General features: G+C 71.8%; 19 protein-coding genes. 13 read left to right on the plus strand and 6 right to left on the minus strand.

The window, feature by feature from the left end; translation table 11 throughout:
• Nucleotides 1-246 precede the first annotated feature (246 nt).
• The 3 genes from SLINC_RS31675 to SLINC_RS31685 all read left to right on the plus strand — a co-directional run bounded on the left by SLINC_RS31675 (nt 247) and on the right by SLINC_RS31685 (nt 4,370).
• Entirely contained in the window at nt 247-1,146 is a 900-nt protein-coding gene (locus SLINC_RS31675) for a lipase family protein (RefSeq protein ID WP_079164830.1), read from the plus strand.
• On the plus strand, nt 1,143-3,260 hold the full coding sequence (locus SLINC_RS31680) for an ATP-binding protein (protein ID WP_067440233.1): 2,118 nt from the start codon (nt 1,143-1,145) through the stop codon (nt 3,258-3,260). The genes SLINC_RS31675 and SLINC_RS31680 overlap by 4 nt, the downstream gene beginning before the upstream one ends.
• 123 nt (nt 3,261-3,383) lie before the next feature.
• On the plus strand, nt 3,384-4,370 hold the full coding sequence (locus tag SLINC_RS31685) for a WD40 repeat domain-containing protein (RefSeq protein ID WP_067440237.1): 987 nt from the start codon (nt 3,384-3,386) through the stop codon (nt 4,368-4,370).
• Between the two features lie 36 nt (nt 4,371-4,406).
• Here the strand turns inward: SLINC_RS31685 and SLINC_RS31690 are convergent, their stop codons facing one another.
• On the minus strand, nt 4,407-5,759 hold the full coding sequence (locus SLINC_RS31690) for a PucR family transcriptional regulator (RefSeq protein WP_067440240.1): 1,353 nt from the start codon (nt 5,757-5,759) through the stop codon (nt 4,407-4,409).
• Between the two features lie 136 nt (nt 5,760-5,895).
• Between SLINC_RS31690 and SLINC_RS31695 the strand changes: the two genes are divergently transcribed.
• Together SLINC_RS31695 and pruA are read left to right on the plus strand one after the other, a co-directional pair.
• Nucleotides 5,896-6,822 carry a proline dehydrogenase family protein gene (locus SLINC_RS31695; protein ID WP_067440243.1) on the plus strand — a complete coding sequence of 309 codons (927 nt, stop codon included), beginning with the start codon at nt 5,896-5,898 and terminating at the stop codon, nt 6,820-6,822.
• 253 nt (nt 6,823-7,075) lie between these two features.
• Nucleotides 7,076-8,707: an L-glutamate gamma-semialdehyde dehydrogenase gene (pruA, locus tag SLINC_RS31700; RefSeq protein WP_067440246.1), complete on the plus strand. Its 1,632-nt coding sequence runs from the start codon at nt 7,076-7,078 to the stop codon at nt 8,705-8,707.
• 57 nt (nt 8,708-8,764) lie between these two features.
• On the opposite strand, the gene SLINC_RS31705 is transcribed toward pruA, so the two are convergent.
• Nucleotides 8,765-9,709: an NADP-dependent oxidoreductase gene (locus SLINC_RS31705; RefSeq protein ID WP_067440249.1), complete on the minus strand. Its 945-nt coding sequence runs from the start codon at nt 9,707-9,709 to the stop codon at nt 8,765-8,767.
• 349 nt (nt 9,710-10,058) lie between these two features.
• Here SLINC_RS31705 and SLINC_RS50075 point away from each other — a divergent pair, with 349 nt between their 5' ends.
• Nucleotides 10,059-10,190, plus strand: a complete 132-nt coding sequence (locus SLINC_RS50075) for a hypothetical protein (RefSeq protein ID WP_106981133.1) — start codon at nt 10,059-10,061, stop codon at nt 10,188-10,190.
• A gap of 49 nt (nt 10,191-10,239) precedes the next feature.
• Here the strand turns inward: SLINC_RS50075 and SLINC_RS31710 are convergent, their stop codons facing one another.
• Entirely contained in the window at nt 10,240-11,808 is a 1,569-nt protein-coding gene (locus SLINC_RS31710; RefSeq protein ID WP_067440252.1) for a purple acid phosphatase family protein, read from the minus strand.
• A 144-nt stretch (nt 11,809-11,952) separates the two neighbouring features.
• On the opposite strand from SLINC_RS31710, the gene SLINC_RS31715 reads away from it, so the two are divergent.
• Both SLINC_RS31715 and SLINC_RS31720 read left to right on the plus strand, forming a co-directional pair.
• A complete protein-coding gene (locus SLINC_RS31715) occupies nt 11,953-12,996 on the plus strand; it encodes a 3-isopropylmalate dehydrogenase (RefSeq protein ID WP_067440255.1) in 1,044 nt (347 codons plus the stop codon).
• A gap of 263 nt (nt 12,997-13,259) precedes the next feature.
• A complete protein-coding gene (locus SLINC_RS31720) occupies nt 13,260-14,348 on the plus strand; it encodes a branched-chain amino acid aminotransferase (RefSeq protein ID WP_067440258.1) in 1,089 nt (362 codons plus the stop codon).
• Between the two features lie 69 nt (nt 14,349-14,417).
• Here SLINC_RS31720 and SLINC_RS31725 read toward each other — a convergent pair whose 3' ends face one another.
• Entirely contained in the window at nt 14,418-15,545 is a 1,128-nt protein-coding gene (locus SLINC_RS31725; RefSeq protein WP_225988302.1) for a serine hydrolase domain-containing protein, read from the minus strand.
• Between the two features lie 118 nt (nt 15,546-15,663).
• Here SLINC_RS31725 and SLINC_RS31730 point away from each other — a divergent pair, with 118 nt between their 5' ends.
• The 3 genes from SLINC_RS31730 to cimA all read left to right on the plus strand — a co-directional run bounded on the left by SLINC_RS31730 (nt 15,664) and on the right by cimA (nt 19,468).
• On the plus strand, nt 15,664-16,116 hold the full coding sequence (locus SLINC_RS31730) for a hypothetical protein (RefSeq protein ID WP_067440261.1): 453 nt from the start codon (nt 15,664-15,666) through the stop codon (nt 16,114-16,116).
• Nucleotides 16,117-16,327: 211 nt separating this feature from the next.
• The gene (locus tag SLINC_RS31735) at nt 16,328-17,554 is read left to right on the plus strand and encodes a TolB family protein (RefSeq protein ID WP_067440268.1); all 1,227 of its coding nucleotides are present in this window, start codon (nt 16,328-16,330) and stop codon (nt 17,552-17,554) included.
• A 309-nt stretch (nt 17,555-17,863) separates the two neighbouring features.
• Nucleotides 17,864-19,468, plus strand: a complete 1,605-nt coding sequence (gene cimA, locus SLINC_RS31740; protein WP_067440272.1) for a citramalate synthase — start codon at nt 17,864-17,866, stop codon at nt 19,466-19,468.
• Between the two features lie 43 nt (nt 19,469-19,511).
• Here the strand turns inward: cimA and SLINC_RS31745 are convergent, their stop codons facing one another.
• Complete coding sequence (locus SLINC_RS31745) at nt 19,512-20,174, minus strand: SLATT domain-containing protein (RefSeq protein WP_159425377.1); 663 nt, start codon at nt 20,172-20,174, stop codon at nt 19,512-19,514.
• A gap of 238 nt (nt 20,175-20,412) precedes the next feature.
• Between SLINC_RS31745 and SLINC_RS31750 the strand changes: the two genes are divergently transcribed.
• Together SLINC_RS31750 and SLINC_RS31755 are read left to right on the plus strand one after the other, a co-directional pair.
• The gene (locus tag SLINC_RS31750; protein ID WP_067440275.1) at nt 20,413-23,433 is read left to right on the plus strand and encodes a glycoside hydrolase family 3 protein; all 3,021 of its coding nucleotides are present in this window, start codon (nt 20,413-20,415) and stop codon (nt 23,431-23,433) included.
• Nucleotides 23,434-23,487: 54 nt separating this feature from the next.
• A complete protein-coding gene (locus SLINC_RS31755; protein WP_067440279.1) occupies nt 23,488-24,846 on the plus strand; it encodes a hypothetical protein in 1,359 nt (452 codons plus the stop codon).
• A gap of 378 nt (nt 24,847-25,224) precedes the next feature.
• On the opposite strand, the gene SLINC_RS31760 is transcribed toward SLINC_RS31755, so the two are convergent.
• On the minus strand, nt 25,225-26,010 hold the full coding sequence (locus SLINC_RS31760; protein ID WP_067440282.1) for a S1 family peptidase: 786 nt from the start codon (nt 26,008-26,010) through the stop codon (nt 25,225-25,227).
• Nucleotides 26,011-26,031 lie beyond the last annotated feature (21 nt).

Below are 26,031 nucleotides of genomic sequence, written 5' to 3' on the forward strand. Positions count from 1 at the left end.
ACCGTAGCACGATGACAATCGTTTTCAGTAGTTGGGTCCATCTGCTGGTCAAGGGGGCGAGGGGTCGGGCCGGGGTCGACGGTGGCGCGGGGGAGGGTGGAGACGGCCGTACGGGCGCGTCCCGTGCGCGGGGTACCGGTGCAGCACGGCCCGGTCCCGCACCGTGCGTACCTTTCCCGCTCCGGAGCGTAACGAGGGAGCGGGGCGGGCAGACCCCCGGGATCGTGACCCGGGGGGAGTCGGCTCATGGCAGCTGTGGTGGTCGTGCACGGCATAGGTCAGCAGTACCGGGCGGCGGAGCTTCTGCACGAGCCCGTGGCACGCGCCCTGCGCGGCGGCGTCCAGCACGCGGGACATCAGGCACCCGGCATCGACCGGATAGCGATGGCCTTCTACGGCGACCTCTTCAGAAGAGAAGGCCGGCGAGGCGGTCCGGAGTACTTGGAACACGACGGATCCGACCTCTCGCGGTTCGAGGAGGAACTGGCGCTCCGGTGGTGGCGTGCGGCGGCCCGGATCGATCCGGAGAACGTCCAGAACCCCGACACCGCGGGGGCGAGAGCGCCGATCCCGCTCACAGTCAAGGCCGCGCTGAGAGCCCTCAGCAGGTCCCGCTTCGCCACCACCATGACGGAACCGGCGCTGTACGGATCCCTGCGCCAGCTCCGGCACTACCTGGACGGGGACATGCGCGAACCCGTACTGGCCCGGGTGAGCGGCCTGATCACCGAGGACACCCGGGTCGTGGTCGGGCACTCGCTGGGCTCGGTCGTCGCCTACGAGGCGCTGTGCGCGCTCCCCGGACACGGGGTCAGGGCGCTGATCACCCTGGGGTCGCCGCTGGGTGTCCGCCATCTCGTCTTCGAGCGGCTGTGTCCCGCGCCGCGGGAGGGCCGGGGGGCCTGGCCGGGCGCCGGCGTGCGCTGGACGAACATCTACGACCGCCGCGACGTGGTGGCTCTGCGGGAGCGGCTGTCCGGACTGTTCGGTGCCGACGGGGACGCCGTCGCGGATGCCCCCGTCACGGACGACGCCCCCGAGGTGCTGGACCGGGCCGTCGACAACGGCTGGCGCGCCCACGACCTGCTGCACTACCTGACCGACCGGGCGACCGGTGCGGCGATCCACGAGGGGCTGACACGATGACCAGGTGGTTTCTGGCCGCGGGAACGGGCACGTACACGGAACTCGATCCACTCGACCACGTACCGGCCGAACTGGAGGGGATGATCCGCCTCTTCGGCGAGGAACTGTCGTACGACACCGTCCCCGCGCTGCTGGGCCGCAGCGCCGACGGCGTGCGCAGGGAACTGGGCGGTGGGCCGGACCGGTGCTTCGGCCCCGATGACGTCGTGGTCGTCTACTACAGCGGGCACGGCCTGCGATCCGAAGGACGGCACTACCTGGCGGGCGTGGACAGCGTCGAGGCCGCCCCGGCCGCCACCGCGCTGGCGGCGGAGGACCTGGTCCGGCTGCTGGCCGAGCGGGGAGCGCGCCGGCTGCTGCTCATCCTGCACACCTGCCACGCGGCGGCCGGTGCCGCCGCGGCGGGCCAGGCGATGGTGGGCCAGTTCGCGCAGTACCCGGAGGCGTACCAGGACCAGCAGCTGGTCTCCTTCTCCGTGCTGTGCGCCTCACGAGCCTACGAGGCGGCCTACGGGCAGGCGTTCGCGCAGGCGCTGGAGGCGGCGGTGAGGGACGAGAAGTGCGGCGGGACGTGCGCGAAGAACCTGGCCCTGCAATCGCTGATCGACCACATGAACGACCGGCTCCAGGAGCAGCACGCCACGCACGCGGTGTTCCTCAGCGAGGACAGCGAGCACGCGTTCTTCCCCAACCCCCGCTACAAGGACCTCCCGGAGGGCATCCCGCTCTCCGAACGGAGGGCGCGGTCATGGCCCGGCGGAACCGGATTCGTCGGCCGTTCGGACGCGCTCGGGCGGATGGACGCCTGGCTGGCCGAGCCGGCCCCGCCCGGACGGTGGCTGGCGGTCACGGGGGCGCCGGGCACCGGAAAGTCGGCGCTGCTACGGGAGTTCCACCGCCGCCTCACGGAAGGGGAGGGGTCGGGGGAGGCCGCCGTACTGCTGGTCGATGTGCGCCACCGAAGCGTCGAGCACCTGCTCGCCCGTATCGCGGAGTCACCCCTGCCCGGGGCCGGGGGAGTACTGGTGGTGGACGGGGTGGAGGAGGCGGAGAGCCCGGACGGCGACGACGACGGACCGCGCATGATGGCCAGGGTGCTGGCCGAACTGGCCGGCGCCCGGCCGGACATACGCGTGCTGGCCACGGTGTCGAAGCATCTGGTGCCCGCCTCGGGCACCGTGGAGGAAGTGGACCTGGACCGGGAGGATGCCCGGGACGACATGGCCGGCCATGCCGCCCGGTTGCTGGTCGAGCCGGACGGGCCGGGCAGCCGCAGCGGATGGTCCGCGGAGCAGGCGCGCGAGGCGGCTCCGGGAATCGTCCGGCGGGCCCGCGGGAACCATCTGCTGCTTCGCCTCATCGCCCTGCGGACGGCCATGACACCGCCGGCCCCGGACGGCCGGGGCTCGGACGAGGACGGGGAGACGCCGACCGTCGCGCATGCCCTGTGGGACGTCCTTCGGGCACGCTCCCGCGACGAGGGCGAGTTCCGGAAGGTGTGCGTGCTCCTCACGGGCCTGGCGTTCTCCCGGGGCGCGGGACTGCCGTGGGCGAGCGGTCTGTGGCCGGACATCACGGCGCGAGTGTGCCGTGAGGAGGAGCCGCTGACCGACGACGACGTACGGCGTGCCCTCGACGTCGCGGCACCGCTGATCGCCGAGGGCGTGGACCCCGCCGGGCGCTCGGCCTACCGGCTCCACCACGAGGAGTACGCCCAGGCGCTCAGGGACGCGGCACCCAGGGGGACCGCCGAGCGTGCGGAACGGGCGATACGCGACGAGCAGGACGACCGGGCGAGGAAGCATCCCGACCGCCGTCGGGACCCGTGCCTGGCGGAGCATTCGGGGAAAGCCGCGCCGGACAGCGAGGAGGAGGTACGGGCGCGGGTTCTGATAGACGCCGCGAGCACCTGGGTGCGGCGGACCTACGCCTTCTTCACCGGGCGACTGCCCAGCTGGGCGCGCGGATTTCCCGAGCTGGTGCTCATCGCGACCGCGAGGGGATCCGTCATCGAGGAGACGACCGACGGGCAGGGACGGGAGACCGTCGTCGTGCGCGCCCGCCCGGACAGCGGGCTGTACATCGAGAAGTTCGGAGAGAAGTTCGGACGCTGACCCCCACCCCTCGGCTCCTGCCCCGGTGTACGTTCCCTGGATCCGGGCGCAATCGCCGCCAGGCCGACGGAAGTTGGTCGGCGCCGGGCCTGTCCAGGGGTCTCAACATGGGGGTGGTCATCAATGACCGTGGAGTCGATACCGGTGCAGGCCGCGCCGAAATCGCTGGTGTGGCAAGGCGACGAACTGGTCTCCGCGGCCGGGGGTGGTCAGGCCTCGGGCCACGACGGGGTGGCGTGGGAGGAGGCATTCGCGGAGATCTTTTTCTTCGACGCCGGGACCACCTCGGCCTCGGGCCGGTATTCCGCGCTGTACCAGGAGCGCAACCTCGAGGGGCTGCTGCTCGAACGAGGAGAGGTCGTGCGGGAGCTGGTCCGCAGCGACGAGCTGGCGGGGGACTACGACTACCCGCTCGCCCTGGGCGCGTTGAGTGACGGGCGCGAGGTCGTCGTGCACTGCCCCGACGAGTACAACGTGCTCCAGATCGAGGACGCGGCGAGCGGCGAGCGGCTGACCGCCGGCGAGCGCGAGCCGCAGGACGTCTTCCACTCCAAGCTCAGTCTGAGCCCGGACGGCCGGTACCTGCTCTCGGTCGGATGGCTCTGGCATCCCTTCGGCGTCGCCATGGTCTACGACACGGCACGCGCGCTCACCGACCCCGGCACTCTGGACGGCGACGGTCTGGTGCCGACGACGACGGCCCTGAACGGCGAGGTGACGGCGGGCTGCTGGCTCGACGCCGATCGGCTGGTGGTGGCGACGGGGACGGAAGGGGGAGGTACCGACGAGGCCGAGCTTCCTCCCGGCCGTCTCGGTGTGTGGTCGATGTCCGAGGGACGGTGGCTCCACCGCAGCCCGATCGCCGATGCCGAGCCGGGTGTCCTTCTGCTGCCCCGCGGCGATCAAGTGGTCTCTTTCCGCGGCCACCCGCGACTGCTCGACACGGCCACCGGGCGCCTCGTCGCGGAATGGCCCGAGGTCGGCCTCCCCGTCAAGGACACCTGCTACGGCGTCGACCACATCCCCTCTCCCGTGGCCGCCCTCCATCCCGACGGCACCCGGCTGGCCGTCGCGCAGGCGGAAAGCATCGCCCTCATCACGCTCCCGTGAGCGTGCGCACCGCATCCCGCATCCCGCGTTCCGGAGCTAAAGCCGCGCCCCCTTCAACGCCATGTGCAGCAACAGCCGGTCCTCGCCGTCGTCGAGATCCAGGCCGGTGAGTTGTTCGACGCGGGAGAGGCGGTAGTAGAGGGTCTGGCGGTGGATGCCCAGTTCGGCGGCGGTACGGCCGGCCTGGCCCGCGCAGTCGAGGTAGACCTCGGCGGTGCGGGCGAGTTCGCGGTGGGCGGGGGAGAGGAGGGCGCGGACGGCGGGGTCGTGGGCCGCGTCGGCGGGCAGGGAGGTCAGCAGCCGGTACGGACCGATGGACGCCCACTCGGCGACCGGCCCGAGGCGCGGCTCCGCCAGGACGGCGCGGGCGGCGGCGGAAGCTTCCTGCCAGGCGGCGCCCAACTCGGCGAGGCCGGCACGGGCGGCGGAGATCCCGGCGGCGGCGGTCCGGACGGGGAGGACCCCGGCACCGGCGTTTCCGGCGGCGGAAGCTCCGGCGGCCTTCGCACCGACGGACCCTCGCCCCGGCGTTCCCCGCCCCGGTGCCCCGGGCCGTGCGTGCCCCTCCGCTCCGGACTCCCGGCGTCCTTCCCCGTCTCCTTGGCGCGCGAGTTCCAGCAGCCGGCCCGCCGCCGAGGCCGCCGGTGTCAGTACGTCCGCCGAGCGGAGCCGTACGAGGAGCGCGAGGGACTGGGCGGCCGTCCCCCACGGCACCGTGCAGAGCGCGGTCGCCCCCGGCACCGTACGGACCGAGGGGGCGTCGTCCGGGTCGGCCGAGGGCCAGGGGGCCACGCAGACGACGGCGTGGAGGGTGTCGGCGCGGGGCCCGAGGGCGGTGCGGAGTTCGGCGACGGCCATGTCCTGCTGCCAGCCGCGCTCCGCGGTGAGGACGGCCCGCAGCTCCCGGCTGAGATCGGCCCCGTGCTGTGCCTCGTCCCCGAGCAGCGCGCCGATACGGGCCGTCACCTCCATGGCCGCGTCCAGCTGCCGCTCGGTCGGCCCCGGATCGTCGTCCAGGAGCCAGACGTAGCCGAGGACGACACCGCGATGGCGGACGGGGAGGCAGACGCGTCCGCGGTACACCCCGGCCTCCGGGGTCGGCGGGATGCGGACCGGACCGGTCGCCCGGGTGATGCCGAAGCCCTCGAACCATGTGCGGACGGCCGCCGTCGACCGGCGGGTCAGGATCGAGCGGGTGCGCACCGGATCCAGCGCGGACGCGTCGAGCTCGCCCTCACTGTCGTACGCGCCGAAGGCGATCAGCTCGAAGTCGCGGTTCTCCAGGGTCGCCGGGGCGCCGAGGAGCTCCGAGAGCTCGTCGACCAGCTCCTGGTACTCGCCCTTGTGGTCCTTGTGGTCCGACGTCGTCACCCGGGCATTCTCGCGCATTTCGGCTGCGCTTCATACATCTGTCTGAGATCTGCGGCACGGATGCGTGACAGCTGTCGATGGTCGGGGATCGGAGGGATCCTTAGGTTTCACGGTGGTCCTGTCTGCTGGTTCTGCTGGTTTGTGGAGGTGCCCCGTGCTGGGTCCCGTGATTCTCGCCGCGTCGCGCAGCGACCGGATGCGACGCCTGATCTCGGCGGCCCCGGTGACCAAGCAGGTCGTCGACCGCTTCATCCCGGGCGAGGGCGTGGACGACATCGTCCCGGTCGTCGGGGAGCTGACCGCGAAGGGCCTGGAGCTGACGATGGACGTCGTCGGCGAGGACATCACCACACCCGAACAGGCAGCCGCCGCCCGGGACGCCTACCTGGAGCTCGTCGACCGGCTGAAGGGCCTGGAGCTGGGCACCCGCGCCGAGATGTCCGTCAAGCTGTCGATGTTCGGCCAGGCGCTGCCCGGCGGCCACGAGCTGGCTCTCGCCAACGTCCGGCCGGTGGTCGAGGCCGCCGCCGAGATCGGTACGACCGTCACGCTCGACGCCGAGGACCACACCACCCTCGACTCGATGTTCGCCATCCACGAGGTGCTGCGGAAGGACTTCCCGCAGACCGGCTGCGTCATCCAGGCGTACCTCTTCCGCACCGAGGCCGACGCCCGCCGCCTCGCCGACGGCGGCAGTCGCGTGCGCCTGGTCAAGGGCGCCTACAAGGAGCCCGCCGAGGTCGCCTACCAGCAGAAACACGAGATCGACAAGGCGTACGTCAGGATCCTGAGGATCCTGATGGAGGGCGAGGGGTACCCGATGATCGGCTCCCACGACCCCCGCCTGATCTCCATCGCCCAGGAACTCGCCCACCGCGCGGGCCGCAAGCTCGACGAGTACGAGTTCCAGATGCTCTACGGCATCCGCGGCGACGAACACCTGCGGCTCGCCGCCGAGGGCCACCGGATGCGCGTCTACACGGCCTACGGCACCGACTGGTACGGCTACTTCATGCGCCGCCTCGCGGAGAAGCCGGCGAACCTGCGCTTCTTCGCCCGCTCGATGATCAGCAAGGGGTGATGCGCTGGACGAGCCGCGGCTGTCGGTCTCCGAGAGGTGTTCGGAGACCCACAGCCGCCGCCCCACGGCCGGCTGAGCCGGACCCGGTTCCGTGGAAAGGAGTTACGGAACCCGTGACTCCGCCCCCGAGAGGGCTTCTCACGAGCCCGCCGAGGCGAGTTCGTGACGGTCAAGCCCTGACCGCCGCTCACCATACGCAACCGCTTCAGCTTCCCCCGGCTGAAGCCCGGGAATCACTCGGAAGAGGTAACCCATGGACGCTGTGACCCAGGTCCCCACCCCCGTCAACGAGCCGGTGCACGGCTATGCCCCCGGCTCGCCCGAGCGCGCCCGCCTGGAGGCGAAGCTCAAGGAGCTCGCCGAGAACCCCATCGACCTGCCCTGCACCATCGGCGGCGAGAAGCGGCTGGGCGGCGGTGAGGCGTTCGAGGTCGTGCAGCCGCACAACCACAAGGCCGTCCTCGGCACCTACCGCAACGCCACGCAGCAGGACGCCCGGGACGCCGTCGACGCGGCCCTCGCCGCCGCGCCGGCCTGGCGCGCGATGTCCTTCGACGACCGCGCGGCGATCATCCTGCGCGCGGCCGAGCTGCTGTCGGGCCCGTGGCGCGAGACGCTCGCGGCCTCCACCATGCTGGGGCAGTCCAAGACCGCCCAGCAGGCCGAGATCGACACGCCCTGCGAGCTGATCGACTTCTGGCGCTTCAACGTCAAGTACGCCCGTGACCTGCTCGCCGAGCAGCCTCCGGCGAACTCCCCGGGCGTCTGGAACCGCCTCGACCACCGCCCCCTGGAGGGCTTCGTCTACGCGATCACGCCCTTCAACTTCACGGCGATCGCGGGCAACCTGCCGACCGCGCCCGCGCTGATGGGCAACGTCGTCGTCTGGAAGCCGTCCCCGACCCAGACCCACGCGGCCGTCCTGCTCATGCAGCTGCTGGAGGAGGCGGGTCTGCCCAAGGGCGTCATCAACCTCGTCACCGGTGACGGCATCGAGGTCTCCAAGGTGACCCTGGAGCACCGCGACCTCGCCGGTATCCACTTCACCGGCTCGACCAGGACCTTCCAGCACCTGTGGAAGACGGTCGGCGCCAACATCGAGAAGTACCGCACCTACCCCCGCCTGGTCGGCGAGACCGGCGGCAAGGACTTCGTCGTCGCCCACCCGAGCGCCGACAGGGCCATCCTCAAGACCGCGCTGACCCGCGGTGCCTTCGAGTACCAGGGCCAGAAGTGCTCCGCGACCTCCCGGGCGTACATCCCGGCGTCGATCTGGAACTCCGGCTTCAAGGAGGAGTTCGCGGCCGAGGTGGACGGCATCGCCATGGGTGATGTCACCGACCTGTCGAACTTCATCGGCGCGGTCATCGACGAGCGTGCCTTCGCCAAGAACAAGGCCGCCATCGACCGGGCGAAGTCCGACCCCACCTGCACGATCGTCGCGGGCGGTTCCTATGACGACTCGGTGGGCTACTTCGTCCGGCCGACCGTCGTGGAGTGCACGGACCCGGAGAACGAGGTCTTCACCACCGAGTACTTCGGCCCGTTCCTCGCGGTGCACGTCTACGAGGACGAGAAGTACGAGGAGATGCTGACCCAGATGGAGTCGGCCTCCGACTACGCCCTCACCGGCTCGGTCGTCTCGGCCGACCGTGCGGCGGCGGCGTACACGATGGACAAGCTCCGCTACGCGGCGGGCAACTTCTACATCAACGACAAGTCCACCGGCGCCGTCGTCGGCCAGCAGCCCTTCGGCGGCGGCCGCGCCTCCGGCACCAACGACAAGGCCGGCGCCCCCCAGAACCTGATGCGCTGGACCCTGACCCGCGCCATCAAGGAGACCCTGGTCGCGCCGACCGACTACCCGTACCCGCACATGGGCTGACCTCCGGTCGTGTCACGAGGGGTCGGGCGTCCTGCCCGGCCCCTCACCCATGCCCTCTCAGTCGGGCATCACAAGGACCAGCGCGCCCCGCACCCCGCCCCCTTCGCCCAGCTCGTGCGCCTTGGAGACCTCCGCGAAGGGCAGCGCGGCCGAGACATGGACGCGGATGCGGTCGCTCGCCAGGAGGGCGGCGATCTTGGTGAGGCGTTCCGCGGAGGGCTCCGGCTGGACCACCGCGAAGCGCATCCCGCGGCCCTCCACGTCCTCCGGGGACAGACCGAGGTCACCGGGAACGGCACAGAGCAGCAGGCCCTTGGGGCGCAGGGCGCTCAGGGAGTGCGGGCCGTGGGTGCCGCCGAGCAGGTCCAGGGCGACGTCGACGTCCTGGACGACGGTGTCGAAGTCCGCGGTGTCCTCGACCGGTTCGTCGGCGCCGAGGTCGCGCAGGAAGGTGTGGTCGTCGGCGCGGGCGGTGCCGATGACGTACGCGCCCTCCGCCTTGGCCAGCTGCACCGCCACGTGCCCGACACCGCCCGCCGCCGCGTGGATCAGCACCCGGGTGCCCGGGCCGATCCGGGCGATGTCGATCAGGGCCTGCCAGGCGGTGAGCGCGGCCGTCGGGACGGCGGCCGCGCGGACGTGGTCCAGTGAGGCCGGCTTCACGGCGAAGTGGCGGGCCGGCGCGGTGAGATGGACGGCGTACCCCCCGCCGTCGACCCTGCCGAACACCTCGTCGCCGGGGCGCAGACCGGTGACCTCGGCGCCCACCTCCTCCACCACCCCGGAGACGTCGGACCCCAGCGTGAACGGCGGATCCCCGTACAGCGGCGCCGTGCCCGACCGCGCCTGCCGGTCCTGCGGGGTGACGCCCGCCGCGCGGACCCGGAGCAGGATCTCGTCCCCGGCGGGCACCGGCCGCGGCCGGTGGGCCGGCTCCAGGACGTCCGGACCGCCGAAGCGGTGCTGCGTGATCACCTGTGTGCGGGGCGCTGCCGTGGTCATCGGGGCTCCCTCCCGATCCGGACCGGGGCGGCGGGGACGGTCGGGCCGCCGGTGTCCATCGTGGACCGCGGCCCGGGTCTTGGGGACCCACCCGACGCCGTTCTCACGAAAACGCAGGTCAGCGCGGTGTGAGGGAGGTCGCCGTCTCAGATAGTAGGAAGCCCGAGTAATTGTGGAGACAGACCGGCCCTCCTCCCTTAGCTTTGTAGAAGCCGAACGTCTCGCTCGATCAAGCGAATGGCGGTCGTGAGCCGGGCCCCGAAGCAGGCAATCCCTGCGGCACCGCTCCCCGCCCCTTCCGGCGTCTCGTCGTAACCCCTCTCGAACCCTTCGAAGGAGTCGATTTCTCATGGCCGAGACGACCGCCCGCCGTCGAGTCCGTCACAGCTCCCGCACGAGCGAGTCCGACCGCAAGAACGCCGCCGCGGCCCTCCAGCGCGCCCTCGACCGCCGTGACAACGGCGGATCGACCGGCCACTGAGCAGGACCCACAGACCCGGGAGCCGCACCCGCGCGAGGTGCGGCGCGGTCTAACCGCCGCGCCGCACCTCGAAGTGGTCGATCCGCTCCCCGCTCTGCGCCAGGGCCGACACCTTCAGGCGTGGCCTCGTCCCGGTCTCCGCCTCCACCGAGAGCAGCGAGAAGCCCCGGTAGCGCACCCGTGACCACTCCACGGTCTCCGCGTCGGACTTCTGGGACTTCGTCCACCGGAAGGTCTCGACGGACTCGCGGTCCCGCACGTGCCCCTCGTAGCTCTCCGGTGCGCCGGAGGGGAAGCCGTACAGGTCCCGGCCGCCGCCGCCCGCCGTGACGTACACGATCCCGTCGCGGGTCGGGTCGGTCGACGCGCCGATCGGGACCGGCCGGCCGACCTCGCCGTCGCGGATCGCGTCGGTGCGTTCGTAGACGTGGTTGTGCCCGTTGATCACCAGGTCCACCTGGTGTTTGGCGAACAGCGGCAGCCACTGTGCGCGCACCCCGCCGTCGGAGGCGTGCGTGGACGTCGAGTACGCGCAGTGGTGGAAGAAGACGACGACGAAGTCCACCGCCGAAGACGCCCGCAGCTCACCCAGCTTCCGGTCCAGCCAGGCCGTCTGCCGCCCGCCGCTGTAGCCGAGGTTCGCGGGGATCTCGTACGACACGTCGTTCGCGTCCAGCGCCACGAAGCCGACGTTGCCGTAGGTGAAGGCGTACACGCCCGGTGCCGTGCGCGGGTCGAAGCCGTTGTCGGGGAGGGAGAAGCGGGCCAGTTGGCCGCCGTAGCCGTCCGGCGAGTACCAGGCCTCCATGTCGTGGTTGCCGGTCGTCACCATCCAGGGGACCGACTTCGCCACCGGCTCGTTCTGCTTCAGGAACAGGTCCCAGAAGGCGGGGTCGTAGCCGTCCTCCTTGGTGCCCCTGCCGTTTCCGTTGGCGTAGCAGATGTCGCCGGCGTGGAGGTGGAAGGCCGGCTTCTCGCGCAGCAGGAGGTTGTCGTTCGCGGCGGCGGCCTGGCTCACCCCCTGGTCGCCGAAGGCCGTGAAGACGAACCGCTCCGGGGCCGCCGGCGCCGTACGGAAGGAGCCGATCGTCCCGCGGTTCCCGGGTGAGGCCGGGTCGAAGCCGTCGTGGCCGACGCCGTAGTAGTACGTCGTGCCCGGCCGCAGGGTGTCCAGGGCCGCGTGCACATAGAACTGGTCGAGTGCCGCGCGCACCCCTTCGAGACCGGGGGTGTGCAGGTCGCGGATCTCGGCCTCGATCCTGCGGCCCAGGTCGTCGGGGCGGGTCCCGACCCGGACGTACGGCTTCTTCACCGCGAGCGGCACCTGCCAGGAGATCCGCATCTGCGTCTTGGGGTCGGCGCCGAAGGCGAGATGGCGGCCGAAGGGGGCGACGACGGAGCCGGAGACCGACGGTGTGGGGGACGGGGGCGTGGTGCGCCGGCCGGGGGAGGGTGAGTCGTCCCCGCCCGCGCAGCCGGTCAGCAGGCCGCCCGCCACCGCGCCCGCCGTCACCAGCGTGCGCCGCCGGGTCAGTCGGGTCCGCAGGTACTCGTACTGCTCGGCCATGGTCATCCGGCGCGCGAGCTCGGGCGGAATGCCGCAGTCAGGGGTCTCCATGGGGGAGAACTTCCCAGCGGAGCTCAACACCCGCCCTACATACGGGTGAACGGGTGGCGACGGGTTGACCGGGCGCGTGAGGGGGTCTGTCCGTATCGCGGACGGGCCGTGTCATCCCATGGGACGAGGAGTAGGGTGCGCGGCATGTCTCGCAGCATCAATCTCGCAGTGATTCCCGGTGACGGCATCGGCCAGGAGGTCGTGGCCGAAGGTCTCAAGGTCCTCTCCGCCGTCCTTCCGCAGGATGTGAAGCTGGAGACCAAGGAGTTCGACTTCGGCGCCAAGCGCTACCACGCCACCGGTGAGACCCTCACCGACGCCGACGTGGACGCGCTCAAGCAGCACGACGCGATCCTGCTCGGCGCCATCGGCGACCCGTCGGTGCCGTCCGGCGTCCTGGAGCGCGGCTTCCTGCTGAAGCTCCGCTTCCTCTTCGACCACCACGTCAACCTGCGCCCGTCGAAGCTGCTGCCGGGTGTCGCCACCCCGCTGGCCGGCGAGCCCGAGATCGACTTCATCGTGGTCCGCGAGGGCACCGAGGGCCCGTACACCGGCAACGGCGGCACCATCCGCAAGGGCACCGAGCACGAGGTCGCCACCGAGGTCTCCGTGAACACGGCCTTCGGTGTCGAGCGCGTGGTCCGGGACGCCTTCGCCCGCGCCCAGGCCCGCCCCCGCAAGAAGCTCACGCTGGTCCACAAGAACAACGTGCTGGCCTTCGCCGGTCACCTGTGGACGAACGTCTTCAACAAGGTGGCCGCGGAGTTCCCCGACGTCACCACCGACTACATCCACGTCGACGCGGCCACGATCTACCTCGTCACCGACCCGGGCCGGTTCGACGTCATCGTCACCGACAACCTCTTCGGCGACATCATCACCGACCTCGCCGCGGCCGTCTCCGGCGGCATCGGCGTCGCCGCGAGCGGCAACATCAACCCGAGCCGCGAGTTCCCGTCCATGTTCGAGCCCGTGCACGGCTCGGCCCCGGACATCGCCGGCCAGGGCAAGGCCGACCCCACCGCCACGGTCCTGTCCGTCGCCCTCCTGCTGCGTCACCTCGGCTACGAGTCCGAGGCCGGCCGCATCGAGGAGGCCGTCTCCGCCGACCTCGCGGAGCGCACCGGCAAGCCCGCCCGCAGCACCTCCGAGATCGGCGACGCGCTCGCCGTACGAGTAGCCGGCTGACCCGCCGCGCACTCGATCTCCTCGCGAGATCTTTCGAAGCCGCCGGGTCTCACCGCACCCGGCGGCTTTCGTATGTCCCCGCCGGGTGCCACCATCATCCCCTGGGCCGCATTCACGCCATTTCGTCCACGGACCTCCACTTGCGATAATCGAACGCGGAGCCGCGGAATGAGGGAATGCTCGGACGTCCTAGCACTGGCCACTGGCAGTACGGGCGTGAGCGCGGCCCGTCACTACCCGAACCGGTGAAGGACACCCAACTCATGACGCAGCCCACGATCGAGCTCAAGCCCTCCGCCAGTCCGCTCGCCGCCGCAGAGCGCGAGGCGATCCTGGCCAACCCCGGGTTCGGCCGGCACTTCACCGACCACATGGTGACGATCAAGTGGACCGAGGGCCGCGGCTGGCACGACGCCCAGCTCGTCCCGTACGGACCGATCTCCCTGGACCCCTCCACCCATGTCCTGCACTACGGCCAGGAGATCTTCGAGGGCCTGAAGGCCTACCGCCAGGCCGACGGCTCGGTCGCGGTCTTCCGCCCCGAGGCCAACGCCCGGCGCTTCCGCAACTCCGCCCGCCGGATGGCCATGGCCGAGCTGCCCGAGGAGCTGTTCATCGAGGCCCTCGACGCGCTGATCGCGCAGGACGGCGACTGGGTCCCGCCGCACGGCGGCGAGGAGTCCCTCTACCTGCGCCCGTTCATGTTCGCCACCGAGGCCGCGCTCGGCGTCCACCCGGCCAACGAGTACCTGTTCATGCTGATCGCCTCCCCGTCCGGCGCGTACTTCGCCGGGGGCGTCAAGCCGGTCACCATCTGGATCTCCGAGGACTACGTCCGTGCCGTCCCCGGCGGCACCGGCGACGCCAAGACCGGCGGCAACTACGCGGCCTCCCTGCTCCCGCAGGCCGAGGCCGCGAAGAACGGCTGCGACCAGGTCGTCTACCTCGACGCGGTGACCCGCACTAAGGTCGAGGAGTCCGGCAGCATGAACATCGCCTTCGTCTACGGCGACCGGATCGTCACCCCCGAGCTCACCGGCTCCATCCTGGAGGGCATCACCCGCGACTCGCTCCTCCAGGTCGCCCGCGACCTCGGATACACCGCCGAGGAGGGTGTGGTCACCCTGGAGCAGTGGCGCGAGGACGCCGCCTCCGGTGCCCTCACCGAGGTCTTCGCCTGCGGCACCGCCGCCGTCGTCACCCCCATCGGCCACGCCAAGACCAAGGACGCCGCCTGGAGCCACGGCGACGGCACCCCCGGCCCCGTCACCCTCCGCCTCCGCGAGGCCCTCCTCGGCATCCAGCGGGGTGTCACGCAGGACAAGCACGGCTGGATGCACAAGCTGGGCTGACCCGCCCGACCTCGCTCGACCCGGCCGGAGCCCGCCGCGACCCCGCGGCGGGCTCCGGCCTCTTCCCGCTCACGAACCCCCGGCCCGCACCCGCTCGATGATGCCCAGGGTCAGCTCCTGCGCCCGGTCCTCCAGGTCCCACTTCCCGTCCCGGCGGGCCTGGTTGCTCACCCAGAAGACGAGGACGCCGTCGCGCAGGGAGCGGCCCAGCAGCGCCAGGGACCAGTCGTTGCCGCCGTCGTGCCAGGCCAGCCGGCCGTCGGGGGTGTCCCGGACGCTCCAGCCGTAGCCGTAGGAGCTCTCCGAGCCGGGCTCCGGCACCCGGGGCTCGAACAGCCTGTCCCGGGCCGGGGCCGGCAGGATCCGCCCGCCCAGGAGCGCGCGGTGCCAGCGGAGCATGTCGCCCGCGGTGGAGAGCATGCCGCCGTTGCCGCGCAGGTTCCAGTACGGCCCGTCGGCGGCCCAGGGGTGGTCGAAGGGCCTGCCCCGGCTCCGCCCCCGGCTGTCGTACTCCACCGCGACCAGGTGCCGTGGCCACCGGGGCAGCACGTACCCGGTCCGGGTCATCCCGGCCGGGGCGAACAGGTGCCGGGCCAGGAACGGTTCGTAGGCATCCCCGGACGCCTGCTCGACGATCGCGGCGAGCAGGCTGTACCCGGTGTTGGAGTAACGGAACTCCGCTCCCGGCGCCGACAGGAGCGTCGATGCCAGCGCCCCGCGCACCAACTCCCCGCGCGAGAGCGGGTCGTAGTCGTCACCGAGCCCCTCGACCAGGCCCGACGTGTGCGTGAGCAGGTGCTCGACGGTGACGGCGCGCTTGTCGGCCGGCACCGGTCCCAGATGGCGGTCGATCCGGTCGCTCACCCGGAGCCGGCCCAGCACCTCCAGCTTCAGGATCGCGGCCGCGGTGAACTGCTTGGTGACCGACATGACGTCGTACACCGTGCGGCAGCTCGCCGGGGTGCCGGCGGCGCGGTCCGACGCCCCGAACCCGGCGCAGTACACCGGCTCGGCGCCGCGCGCCGCGAGCACGGTGCCGCCGGCCCCCTCGGGCCAGGTGCGCCGGACGAAGTCGGCGAGCGGGTCGCCGTCACGCACCGGCCGGGACGCGGCGGCGGGAACGCCGAGCGCCATCAGAGCCGCGACGCCCGCGACCGAGGTGCCGAAACGACGGCGAGAGCAGCGGTACAGAACCATGTGACCTCCAACACCGGGAATCCGCACCGAGGTTGACCGCCGCTCTCGCCGTTCCTCAAGCTGTCAGGTGTTCGAGCTTGTGCGAGACCGTGTACGTCCAGCTCACAGGGGGGCCACCATGACGACCGCACCGCCCACACCGCCCGACACCGACCCGGCCGCCTTCGTCGCCGCGCTGCGCCGGCTCAAGGCCTGGTCGGGTCTCAGCTACCGATCGCTGGAACGCCGGGCGGCCGACGCCGGCCACGCGCTGCCTTACTCCACGGCGGCCACCATGCTGGGCCGCGACCGGCTGCCCCGCGCCGAACTCGTCGCCGCGTTCGTCGCCGCCTGCGGGCTGCGCGGGGCGGAGGCCGAGGCGTGGGTGGACGCGCGCACCCGCATCGCGTGCGGGCCGGTGCCCGCCGGGGCGGCGGCGGTACGGCACGCGCCCTCCCGCCGGCGGACGCTGCTCGGCGTCGCCGCACTTCTCACCGCCCTCCTCGGCGGGGCGCTCGCGAGCGGCGTACTCACCGAGGACGAGAACGTGACGGAGACGCGGACCGCCCACGGGGCCACCGAGACACGCTGAGCCGCAGCGATTCTCGGCCATGTGCGGGAGGTGCCGGACGGAGTCTCCTCGCGGACGCCTGAGCCCCTGCCCGGGTTGTACTCAATTCGGGGGATTGACCCTGTGCCGTGTGGTGCGTTTGCCTCATGGAGAGCCCTCGGCGCGGGGCCGGGGAAGAAGCGTCCACGGGGAATTCAGGGGGAACACCATGCATCACCACGGGGGAACAGCCATGCAGAGGAACAAGCGCGTCCTGGCGCTCGCGATCGCCGTCGCCGCCGCCACGGCGACACTGGCCGTCCCGGCCACGAGCGCCACCGCCGCACCCAGGGCACCGCACACCGAACCGGTCAGCGTCACACCCGAGGGCAAGGCGGGCAGCCGCGAGACACCCGTGTCCGTCATCAGCCGCAACGGCCGCCACATCGCCCTCGGCTCGAACGCGGAGGACCTGGACCCCAACGTGCCGCACGGCGGCATGTACGTGCGCGACCCGCACACCGGCAAGCTCCGCTTCGCCGGGTTCGGCGGCCTGCTGGCGGTCCTGAACGACGGCCGCTACGTCTACGCCCAGTTCACCTCGCCCTCGGAGGACACGGACGTGTGGATCCACAACCACGCCACGGGCGAGCGCGTCGGCTTCGGCATCGAGATCCCCGAGGGCTACCCCGGGCAGCCCGCCGACCTGTCGGTGAGCCCCAACGGCCGCTTCGCGGTCTACACGCTCCAGGACGCCGACGGCACGAGCGTGGTCCACCTGCGGGACCGGATCGCCGGCACCACCGAGCGGATCAGCCACGAGAGGCCCACCTGGGAGCCCCGCAACGCCTCCGGACCGACGGTCAGCGACGACGGGCGCCGGATCGTCTACCAGTACAACTACGCCAACGGCCCGCGCGGCGACGACTGGGGCGACGTCTGGATGTACGACCGCACCAGCGGCAAGCGCACCCAGATCGACCGCTCCCACGACGGCTCGCAGACCGAGAAGGAGTCCCTGAACCCGTCCATCAGCGGCAACGGCCGGACGGTCGTCTTCGAATCCCGGGACACCCACCTGGTCCCCGACGACACCGACGCCAGCTGGAACGTCTTCGTGCACGACATCGCCACCGGGAAGAACCAGCGCATCCACGGCACCCAGGGCGGCCCCGGCCAGGTCTACACCCGCAACGCCGCGGTGAGCGCCGACGGCCGGTACGTCACGTTCAAGTCGCAGGTGACCGAGCCCGGCAGCCAGTACGGCACGGAGAACCCCGTCTACCTGCGGGACCTCAAGAAGGGCACCACGACCCTGGTCACCCCCGACACCACCGGCGGCACGGCCACGGCCGACGTCCTGCCGGGGCGGATCTCCGACGGCGCCCGGCGCATCATGTTCGAGTCGGCCGACCCGACGCTGATCCCGGCCGGCGACACCAACGACGGCACCGACGCCTTCGTACGCCACCTGCGGTGATCAGCACCCTGTTCGCATCCTGAGACGGACGGTGAGCGCGGGGGCCGGTTGTGCCAGACTGCCCCCGTGCTCTCGTCCGCCATGATTATTGGCAGCAGGCGCGCCGGTCCGCAGTGACCACCACGTACGACCAGGTACGGGTGGACACCGTCGTCCTCGACCCGCGCGCAGACCTCTCGCACCCGCGAGGGGTTTTTCGCATTTCTGGCCCATCCACAGCCGGAGGCGAGAGCGCGAGGGAGTATGTGGGGGCGGTGGAGCCGGTCATTCCGGTACGACCGAGATCCAATCCTCAGGAGCCTTGAGACCATGACCGAAACCAGCGAGCTCGACGATCAGTTCCACGTCTTCGACACCACCCTGCGCGACGGCGCCCAGCGGGAGGGCATCAACCTCACCGTCGCGGACAAGCTGGCCATCGCACGGCACCTGGACGACTTCGGCGTGGGCTTCATCGAGGGCGGCTGGCCCGGCGCCAACCCGCGGGACACCGAGTTCTTCGCCCGTGCCCGGCAGGAGATCGACTTCAAACACGCCCAGCTGGTCGCCTTCGGCGCCACCCGCCGGGCCGGCGCCAAGGCGTCCGAGGACCCGCAGGTCAAGGCACTCCTGGACGCCGGCGCCCCGGTGATCACCCTGGTCGCCAAGTCCCACGACCGGCACGTGGAACTCGCGCTGCGCACCACGCTGGAGGAGAACCTGGAGATGGTCCGCGACACCGTCTCCCACCTGACCGCGCAGGGCCGCCGCGTCTTCGTCGACTGCGAGCACTTCTTCGACGGCTACCGCGCCAACCCCGAGTACGCGAAGGCCGTCGTACGTACCGCCTCCGAGGCCGGCGCCTCCGTCGTCATCCTCTGCGACACCAACGGCGGCATGCTCCCCGCCCAGGTCCAGGCGGTCGTCGCCACCGTCCTCGCCGACACCGGCGCCCGGCTCGGCATCCACGCCCAGGACGACACCGGCTGCGCGGTGGCCAACACCCTGGCCGCCGTGGACGCGGGCGCCACCCACGTCCAGTGCACGGCCAACGGCTACGGCGAGCGGGTCGGCAACGCCAACCTCTTCCCGGTGGTCGCCGCCCTGGAGCTGAAGTACGGCAAGAAGGTCCTGCCCGACGGCAAGCTGCGCGAGATGACCCGCATCTCCCACGCCATCGCCGAGGTCGTCAACCTCACCCCGTCCACCCACCAGCCGTACGTGGGCGTCTCGGCCTTCGCCCACAAGGCGGGCCTGCACGCCTCGGCCATCAAGGTCGACCCGGACCTGTACCAGCACATCGACCCCGAGCAGGTCGGCAACACCATGCGGATGCTGGTCTCCGACATGGCGGGCCGCGCCTCCATCGAGCTCAAGGGCAAGGAGCTCGGAGTCGACCTCGGCGGCGACCGCGAACTGGTCGGCCGGGTGGTCGAGCGGGTGAAGGAGCGCGAGCTCAAGGGCTACACCTACGAGGCCGCGGACGCGAGCTTCGAGCTGCTGCTGAGGTCGGAGGTCGAGGGCCGCCCGCTGACGTACTTCCAGGTCGAGTCCTGGCGGGCGATCGTCGAGGACCGCCCCGACGGCACCCACGCCAACGAGGCCACCGTCAAGCTCTTCGCCAAGGGCGAGCGCATCGTCGCCACGGCGGAGGGCAACGGCCCGGTCAACGCGCTGGACCGCGCGCTGCGGGTGGCCCTGGAGAAGATCTACCCCCAGCTCGCCAAGCTCGACCTCGTCGACTACAAGGTCCGCATCCTGGAGGGCGTCCACGGCACCCAGTCCACCACCCGCGTCCTGATCTCCACCTCGGACGGGGCGGGGGAGTGGTCCACCGTGGGCGTCGCCGAGAACGTCATCGCGGCGTCCTGGCAGGCCCTGGAGGACGCCTACGCGTACGGGCTGTTGCGTGCCGGGGTGGCACCCGCGGAGTAGGGAGCGGGGCGACGGCGCGGTGAGAGGGCCGGCGGCCCCGCGGTCACAGGGCCGTGTCGCGAGGCCGCTGGCTCTGCTCACCGATCCGGTCCCGGCCGGACATCCGCTGATCCATGCGGAAGAGACCCGCGGGAGCCGGACGCTGGCCGCCGGCCCCGCCGGTCGTGGAACGGGTCAACTCCTCGACCCCCTCCGCCAGATAGCCGACCCAGGCCGCGCTCTCGTCCTCCATGATGCGCTGGGTGTCCCGCCGGAGCCGCTCGATCACCGCGAGCAGGGCCGTCTGCTCCTTGTCGCTGGGTGAGTCGGTGGCCCTCAGATAGAGCTGCGCCCAGTCCGACTGAGCCCTCTTCAGGACCTGCTGAAGGGCCAGTTCGGTGCGGATGTACCGGGTCCAGGACGCGGAGAAGCCGAAGATCCGGTCGAAGAGGACACAGCCCGCGCCGGCGGCCAGGAAGACGAAACCCCACTCCGGCCGCACGGCCGTCGGGGCGGCCGAGTGCACCAGCGGCGTGAGCGTGCCGACGATCCCCAGCAGCGCGGCCAGCGCGCGCAGCGAGCGCGACCAGCGGGAGGGCACCCGGCGCCGCTCCAGATACCAGCCGATCGCCGTGGTCACCTCGCCCTCGGCATGCCGGAACAGCTCCCACAGCAGGTCCGCCCGGCTCCGGGAGCGGTCCAGTTCGGTGAGCTCGGACACCACCATGTCCGCGGGTCTGCGCCTGTTGACCATGCCGCCCCTGCCCTTCTGCCGTCACGGGCCGGCCGTGCGGGCCACGGCGGCAACAACGCATCGTATGGGGCGCGAGGGCACTTGTTTCCAGGATGCCCAAATCCCGGCGTCGAGCAGCTCGTTGGTCTTGACGGTGTCCAGGGACACCAGTTCAGTGCATTCAGCCGTGCTCCAAGCCACCAGTGGACCATGAGAGCCGAAGGGACGTTCCATGCGAAGAACCGCCCTGTTAGCCTCCGCCACCCTGCTCGCCGCACTGATCCCGCTGACCACCGCGCAGGCGGCCCCCGACGACCCCGCCCCCACCCCCGTCGACCGCTTCGAGGGGGAGGTCCCCTTCGCGTCGCCGCCCGCCGAGGGCATCTTTACCTGGGGCGGTGACACCGACGACCCGCCGCGACTGGAACTCACCCCGCGGACCGACGCCCCCGAGGGCTCCCACGTGCTCTCCGGCACCTACGACATCAGCGGCTACGGCGGTTTCACACACGACTTCGCCTTCGCCGAGCCCGCCCGCGACTGGTCCGCCCGCAAGGGGATCCGCTTCTGGTGGGAAGGGCAGAACAACGGCAAGAAGGTGGCCTTCGAGCTGAAGGACGGCGGCGCCAACGGCGAGGCGTCCGAGCTGTGGACGACGTCGTTCACCGACGACTTCAGCGGCTGGAAGCAGATCGAGCTCCCCTTCGGCGACTTCGCGTACCGCACGGACTACCAGCCCGTCGGCGGCATCGACCACGTCCTCGGACTCACCGGGATGTGGGGGTACGCCGTCACCCTCCCCACGGGTGCCGAGGGCCGGTTCGCCATGGACGGCGTGGAGGTGTACGGCAGAGCCGACCAGTCCCTGCGGGCGAACGTCCTGACCGACGCCGCCGTGTACCCGGTGCGGGAGGGCGGCACGGCCGCCGTCGAGGTCACCGTCGCCACCACCGGTTCCGCTCCCCTCGACGAGCCGGTGACCGTCGCCTACGAGACGGCCGCGACCGGCACCGCGGAATCCGGCAAGGACTACACGCCGGTCTCCGGCACCCTCACCTTCCCCGCGGGCACGGCCTCCGGCGCCTCGCGGTCCGTCCGGGTCCCGACCCTGAAGGACAAGGGCGCCGAGGCCGCCGAGACGATCCCGCTGAAGCTCACCGTCACCGGCGCCAAGCCCCCGGCCGAGCCCCCGCAGGTCGTCGTGGACGCGCACGGGCTGCCGTATCTCGACCCGCGGCTGCCGGTGAAGAAGCGCGTCGCCGATCTCCTGGGCCGGATGTCCCCGGCCGAGAAGGCCGGCCAGATGACGCAGGCCGAGCGCGCCGCCGTCGGCGCCGCTCCCGGCGACATCGCCGCGTACGACCTCGGCTCGCTGCTGTCCGGCGGCGGCTCCACACCCACGCCCAACACCCCCGAGGCCTGGGCGCGGATGATCGACGGCTTCCAACTCCGGGCACAGGCCACGCGGTTCCAGATCCCACTGATCTACGGCGTCGACGCGGTGCACGGCCACAACAACCTGGTCGGCGCGACGATCATGCCGCACAACATCGGACTCGGAGCCGCCCGCGATCCCCGACTGGCCCGGCGGACCGCCTCGGTGACCGCAGCCGAGGTCCGCGCGACCGGCATCCCGTGGGACTTCGCCCCGTGCCTGTGCGTCACCCGCGACGACCGCTGGGGCCGCGCCTACGAGGCCTTCGGTGAGGACCCGGCCCTCGTCGACGCCATGGCGAGTGTCGTCCAGGGCTTCCAGGGCGCCCGCGACGGGCGGGACCTGAAGGACGACGACAAGGTCCTCGCCACCGCCAAGCACTTCGTCGGCGACGGCGGCACCGAGTTCGGCTCCTCCAGCACCGACGGGTACACCATCGACCAGGGCGTCACCAAGGTCACCCGGCAGGAGCTGGAGGCCGTCCACCTGGCACCGTACGAGACGGCCGTCGAGCGCGGTGTCGGGACCGTCATGCCCTCGTTCTCCTCGCTGGACATCGTCGGCGACGGACGGGGCCCGGTGAAGATGCACGCCCGCACCGACATGCTCACCGGTGTGCTGAAGGGCCGTATGGACTTCGACGGCTTCGTGATCAGCGACTGGGCGGCCATCGACCAACTGCCCGGCGACTACGCCTCCGACGTCCGTACGTCGGTCAACGCCGGACTCGACATGATCATGGTTCCGAACGCCTACCGGGACTTCCACAGCACCCTCGTCGCCGAGGTCGGGGCGGGCCGGATCGACGAGCGGCGCGTCGACGACGCCGTCTCCCGCATCCTCACGCAGAAGTTCCGGCTCGGCCTCTTCGAGAAGCCGTACGCCGACACCGACGGCGCGGACCGGATCGGTTCCGCCGCCCACCGGGCCGTGGCCCGCGAGGCGGCCGCGAAGTCGCAGGTGCTGCTGAAGAACGCGGGCGGTGTCCTGCCGCTGGGGAAGAACCAGAAGGTGTACGTCGCCGGGTCCAACGCCGACGACATCGGCAACCAGTCCGGCGGCTGGACCGTCACCTGGCAGGGCGCCTCCGGTGACATCACCCCCGGTACGACCGTCCTGGAGGCCATGCGCAAGAACTCCGGGCGGCTGACGTACTCCCAGGACGCCTCGGCCCCGACCGCCGGCCATGACGTCGGCGTGGTCGTCGTGGGGGAGACCCCGTACGCCGAGGGCCTCGGTGACGTCGGCAACGGCCACGACCTGGAGCTCTCCGCCGCCGACCAGGCAGCGGTCGACACGGTGTGCGCGGCCATGAAGTGCGCGGTGCTGATCGTCTCCGGGCGTCCCCAGCTCCTCGGCGACCGGCTCGGTGACATCGACGCGCTGGTCGCCTCCTGGCTCCCGGGCACGGAGGGCGACGGCGTGGCCGACGTCCTGTACGGCAAGCGGCCCTTCACCGGCCGGCTCCCGGTGACCTGGCCGAGGTCCGAGGCCCAGCTGCCGATCAACGTCGGCGACACGGCCTACGACCCGCAGTACCCGTACGGCTGGGGCCTGACGACCCTCGCCAAGGCCCCGGAGGGCGGCGCGGGAACCCTGGGGGCACTCGCCGTCGCGGCCAGGGCGGCCGAGCGGACCGGGGCCGAGGAGGCGGGCCGGGCGATCGTCGGCAAGGCCCGGCTGATCGTCCAGCGGAAGGCCGGCGACACCCTCACGCCCGCGGTCGCGAAACCCTTCGCCGACGCGGAGCACCTGCTCCTGACCGGACGGTACGGAAAGGCGGTGGACAGGCTGGCGGCGGCCTACCGGGCGGCCTGAGATCCGACCGCTGCACACATGTCCGATTGTGCGTCTTTCGGGTAGGTTCGAGGTATGAAGGCCGCGTTGTCGAACCGAGGCCCCGTCGCACTGCTGCTCGCCGCGGCGCTCGCCGTCCTGGCCGCTCTGACGGTCCTGACGGCGGGCGCCCCGCGCGCCTCCGCGGCCACCAGCCTGTCCGCCGTCGCCGAGGCCCTGCGCGAGAATCCCGTGTACGTCGACCCGGCCGCCTCCGCGCACCTGTCCGCGGCGGACGCGGACGCGCTGGCCGACCGGATCAAGGGCGCCGACAAGGCCCTGTTCGTCGCGGTCCTGCCGGCCGACTTCCCGACCGAGAACCTCCTGAAGAACCTGCGCACCGCCACCGGCGTGACCGGCCTGTACGCGGTCCGCGTGGGCGACCGCTTCGACGCGGCCGCCGACGCCACGGTCCTGCCCGGCACCGCCGTGCGGAACCTCGTCACCAGCGTCGAGGGCACCGGCAGCGCCCGGACCCAGCTGGACGACTTCACCGACCGGGCTCTGACCAACATGGGCGGCTCGGCGCCGTCGTCCTGGAGCTCCTCCGGCGACGGCGGCGGGGTCTCCACCACCGCGCTGGTCACCGTCGGCGCGGTGCTCGTGGCCGGCGGCGGAGGCGCGTACGCCCTGGTCCGCCGCAACCGCCGGCGGCACGAGGAGGAGCAGCGGGCCGCGCTGGAGCAGCTGCGGGTCGTGGTCGACGAGGACATCACCGCGTTCGGCGAGGAGCTGGACCGCCTGGACTTCCATCCTGGGGAGGCGGGCGCCGACGACGCGATGCGCGCGGACTACGAGCGGGCGCTGGACACCTACGACCAGGCGAAGTCGCTGATGGGGGCGGCCCACAAACCGGAGGACGTGCGAGCCGTCACACAGGCACTGGAAGAGGGCCGCTTCGCCCTCACCCGGCTCGCCGCCCGTCGCGAGGGGCGCCCCCTGCCCGAGCGCCGCTCCCCCTGCTTCTTCGACCCCCGCCACGGTCCGTCCGTCGCCGACGCCACCTGGACCCCGACCGGCGGCACCTCCCGCGAGGTCCCCGTCTGCGCCGCCGACCGCACCCGCCTCGCCGACGGCCGCGACCCCGTGATCCGCGAGGTCGACACCGTGTACGGCCGCCGTCCCTACTGGGAGGCCGGCCCCGCCTACGGCCCCTGGGCCGGCGGCTACTTCGCCTCCGGCCTCCTGCCCGCCCTCCTCGTCGGCACCATGCTCGGCTCCCTCATGGCCACCCCCGCCTACGCCACCGACTACGGCTCCGGCTACGGCGACTTCGGCGGCGGCCACGAGGGCGGCGACCTCTCGGGCGCGGACTTCAACACCGACGACTTCAGCGGCGGTTTCGGCGGCGGCGACTTCGGTGGCGGGGGAGACTTCGGCGGCGGCGGCTTCTGACACCGGCCCCGGCCTCCGGCCGGGCCGGTCGCTCCCACCCGCACCACCCGTGCGGCTTTCGCGGCCGGGTGCGGGTGGCCCTTGCGGGGGTTGAGCGCCGCCGGCGGCTGCGAGTGAGTACGTCTGATCGCTGGCCCAGGCCCTTTCAGCCCGCCCGTCGTCTGAGGCCGGGCTTCTTGCCGTCCCGATCACTTTCAGCCCGTCCGGCGTTTGAGGACGAGGCCCCTCAAGGGCCGATACGGGGGTCCAGGGGGCGGAGCCCCCTGAGGATGGGACGGGTAGGGGCGGCGGGGGCGAAAACCCCGGCCCGGACAGCCCCACGGACCCGGCGCGCAACCCCCGCCGAGCCCGTGAGACACCGTACGAAAAGAGCCCGCGTCAGAGCGACGAGGCCCCCGCGGCGATGGCGGTGGCGAAGGTGGAGACCTCCGTGTAGACCCCCGGCGCGTCGGGACGCGCACACCCGTCACCCCAGCTGACTATCCCGACCTGGACCCACGCCCCCGCGTTGTCCTTGCGGAACATCGGCCCGCCGGAGTCACCCTGGCACGTGTCGACCCGCCCCGCGTCGAACCCGGCGCAGATCTCCTCACCGGCGACGAGCCCGTTGTACAGCCCGCCGTACGCCTTGCAGGTGGCATCGCTGATGAACGGCACCGTGGCCTTGAGCAGATACCGCTGCTGAGGACCGCCCTCGCGCGCAGCCCCCCACCCGGCGACGGTGAAGTCACCGGCGTTGTACTGGGTGTTCGTGGCGATCTTCAGGGTCGGCAGATTGATGGGCTGCGCCAGCTTGATGAGCGCCCAGTCCTTGCCGGTGCCGTTGTAGCCGGGCGCCCGGTACACATAGGTGGACCTGACCTGCACCCGCCCGGTGCTGGACTGGAGGTCCACGACCCCGGCGGTCGCGGTGATGCCCGTGTTCGGCCCGGTCGCACCGACACAGTGCGCGGCCGTGAGCACGATCTGCTGCGTGTAGAGCGCGCCGCCACAGCCCATGGAGAGCCGGACCATGAACGGGAACTCGCCCTGCGCGGCGCGGGTTCCGCCGACGACGGGCGCGGGAGCGGCCTGGGCGGCCGAGACGGGCTGAAGACTGGCGACCGCGAGGGCGACGGCGCCGACGGCCGCGCATCTCTTGAGGGCCGTGAGAAGTCTCTTCAACGTGATGCCTTCCGTGGGGGG

The sequence above is a fragment of the Streptomyces lincolnensis genome, assembly GCF_001685355.1.
Lineage (GTDB): Bacteria > Actinomycetota > Actinomycetes > Streptomycetales > Streptomycetaceae > Streptomyces > Streptomyces lincolnensis.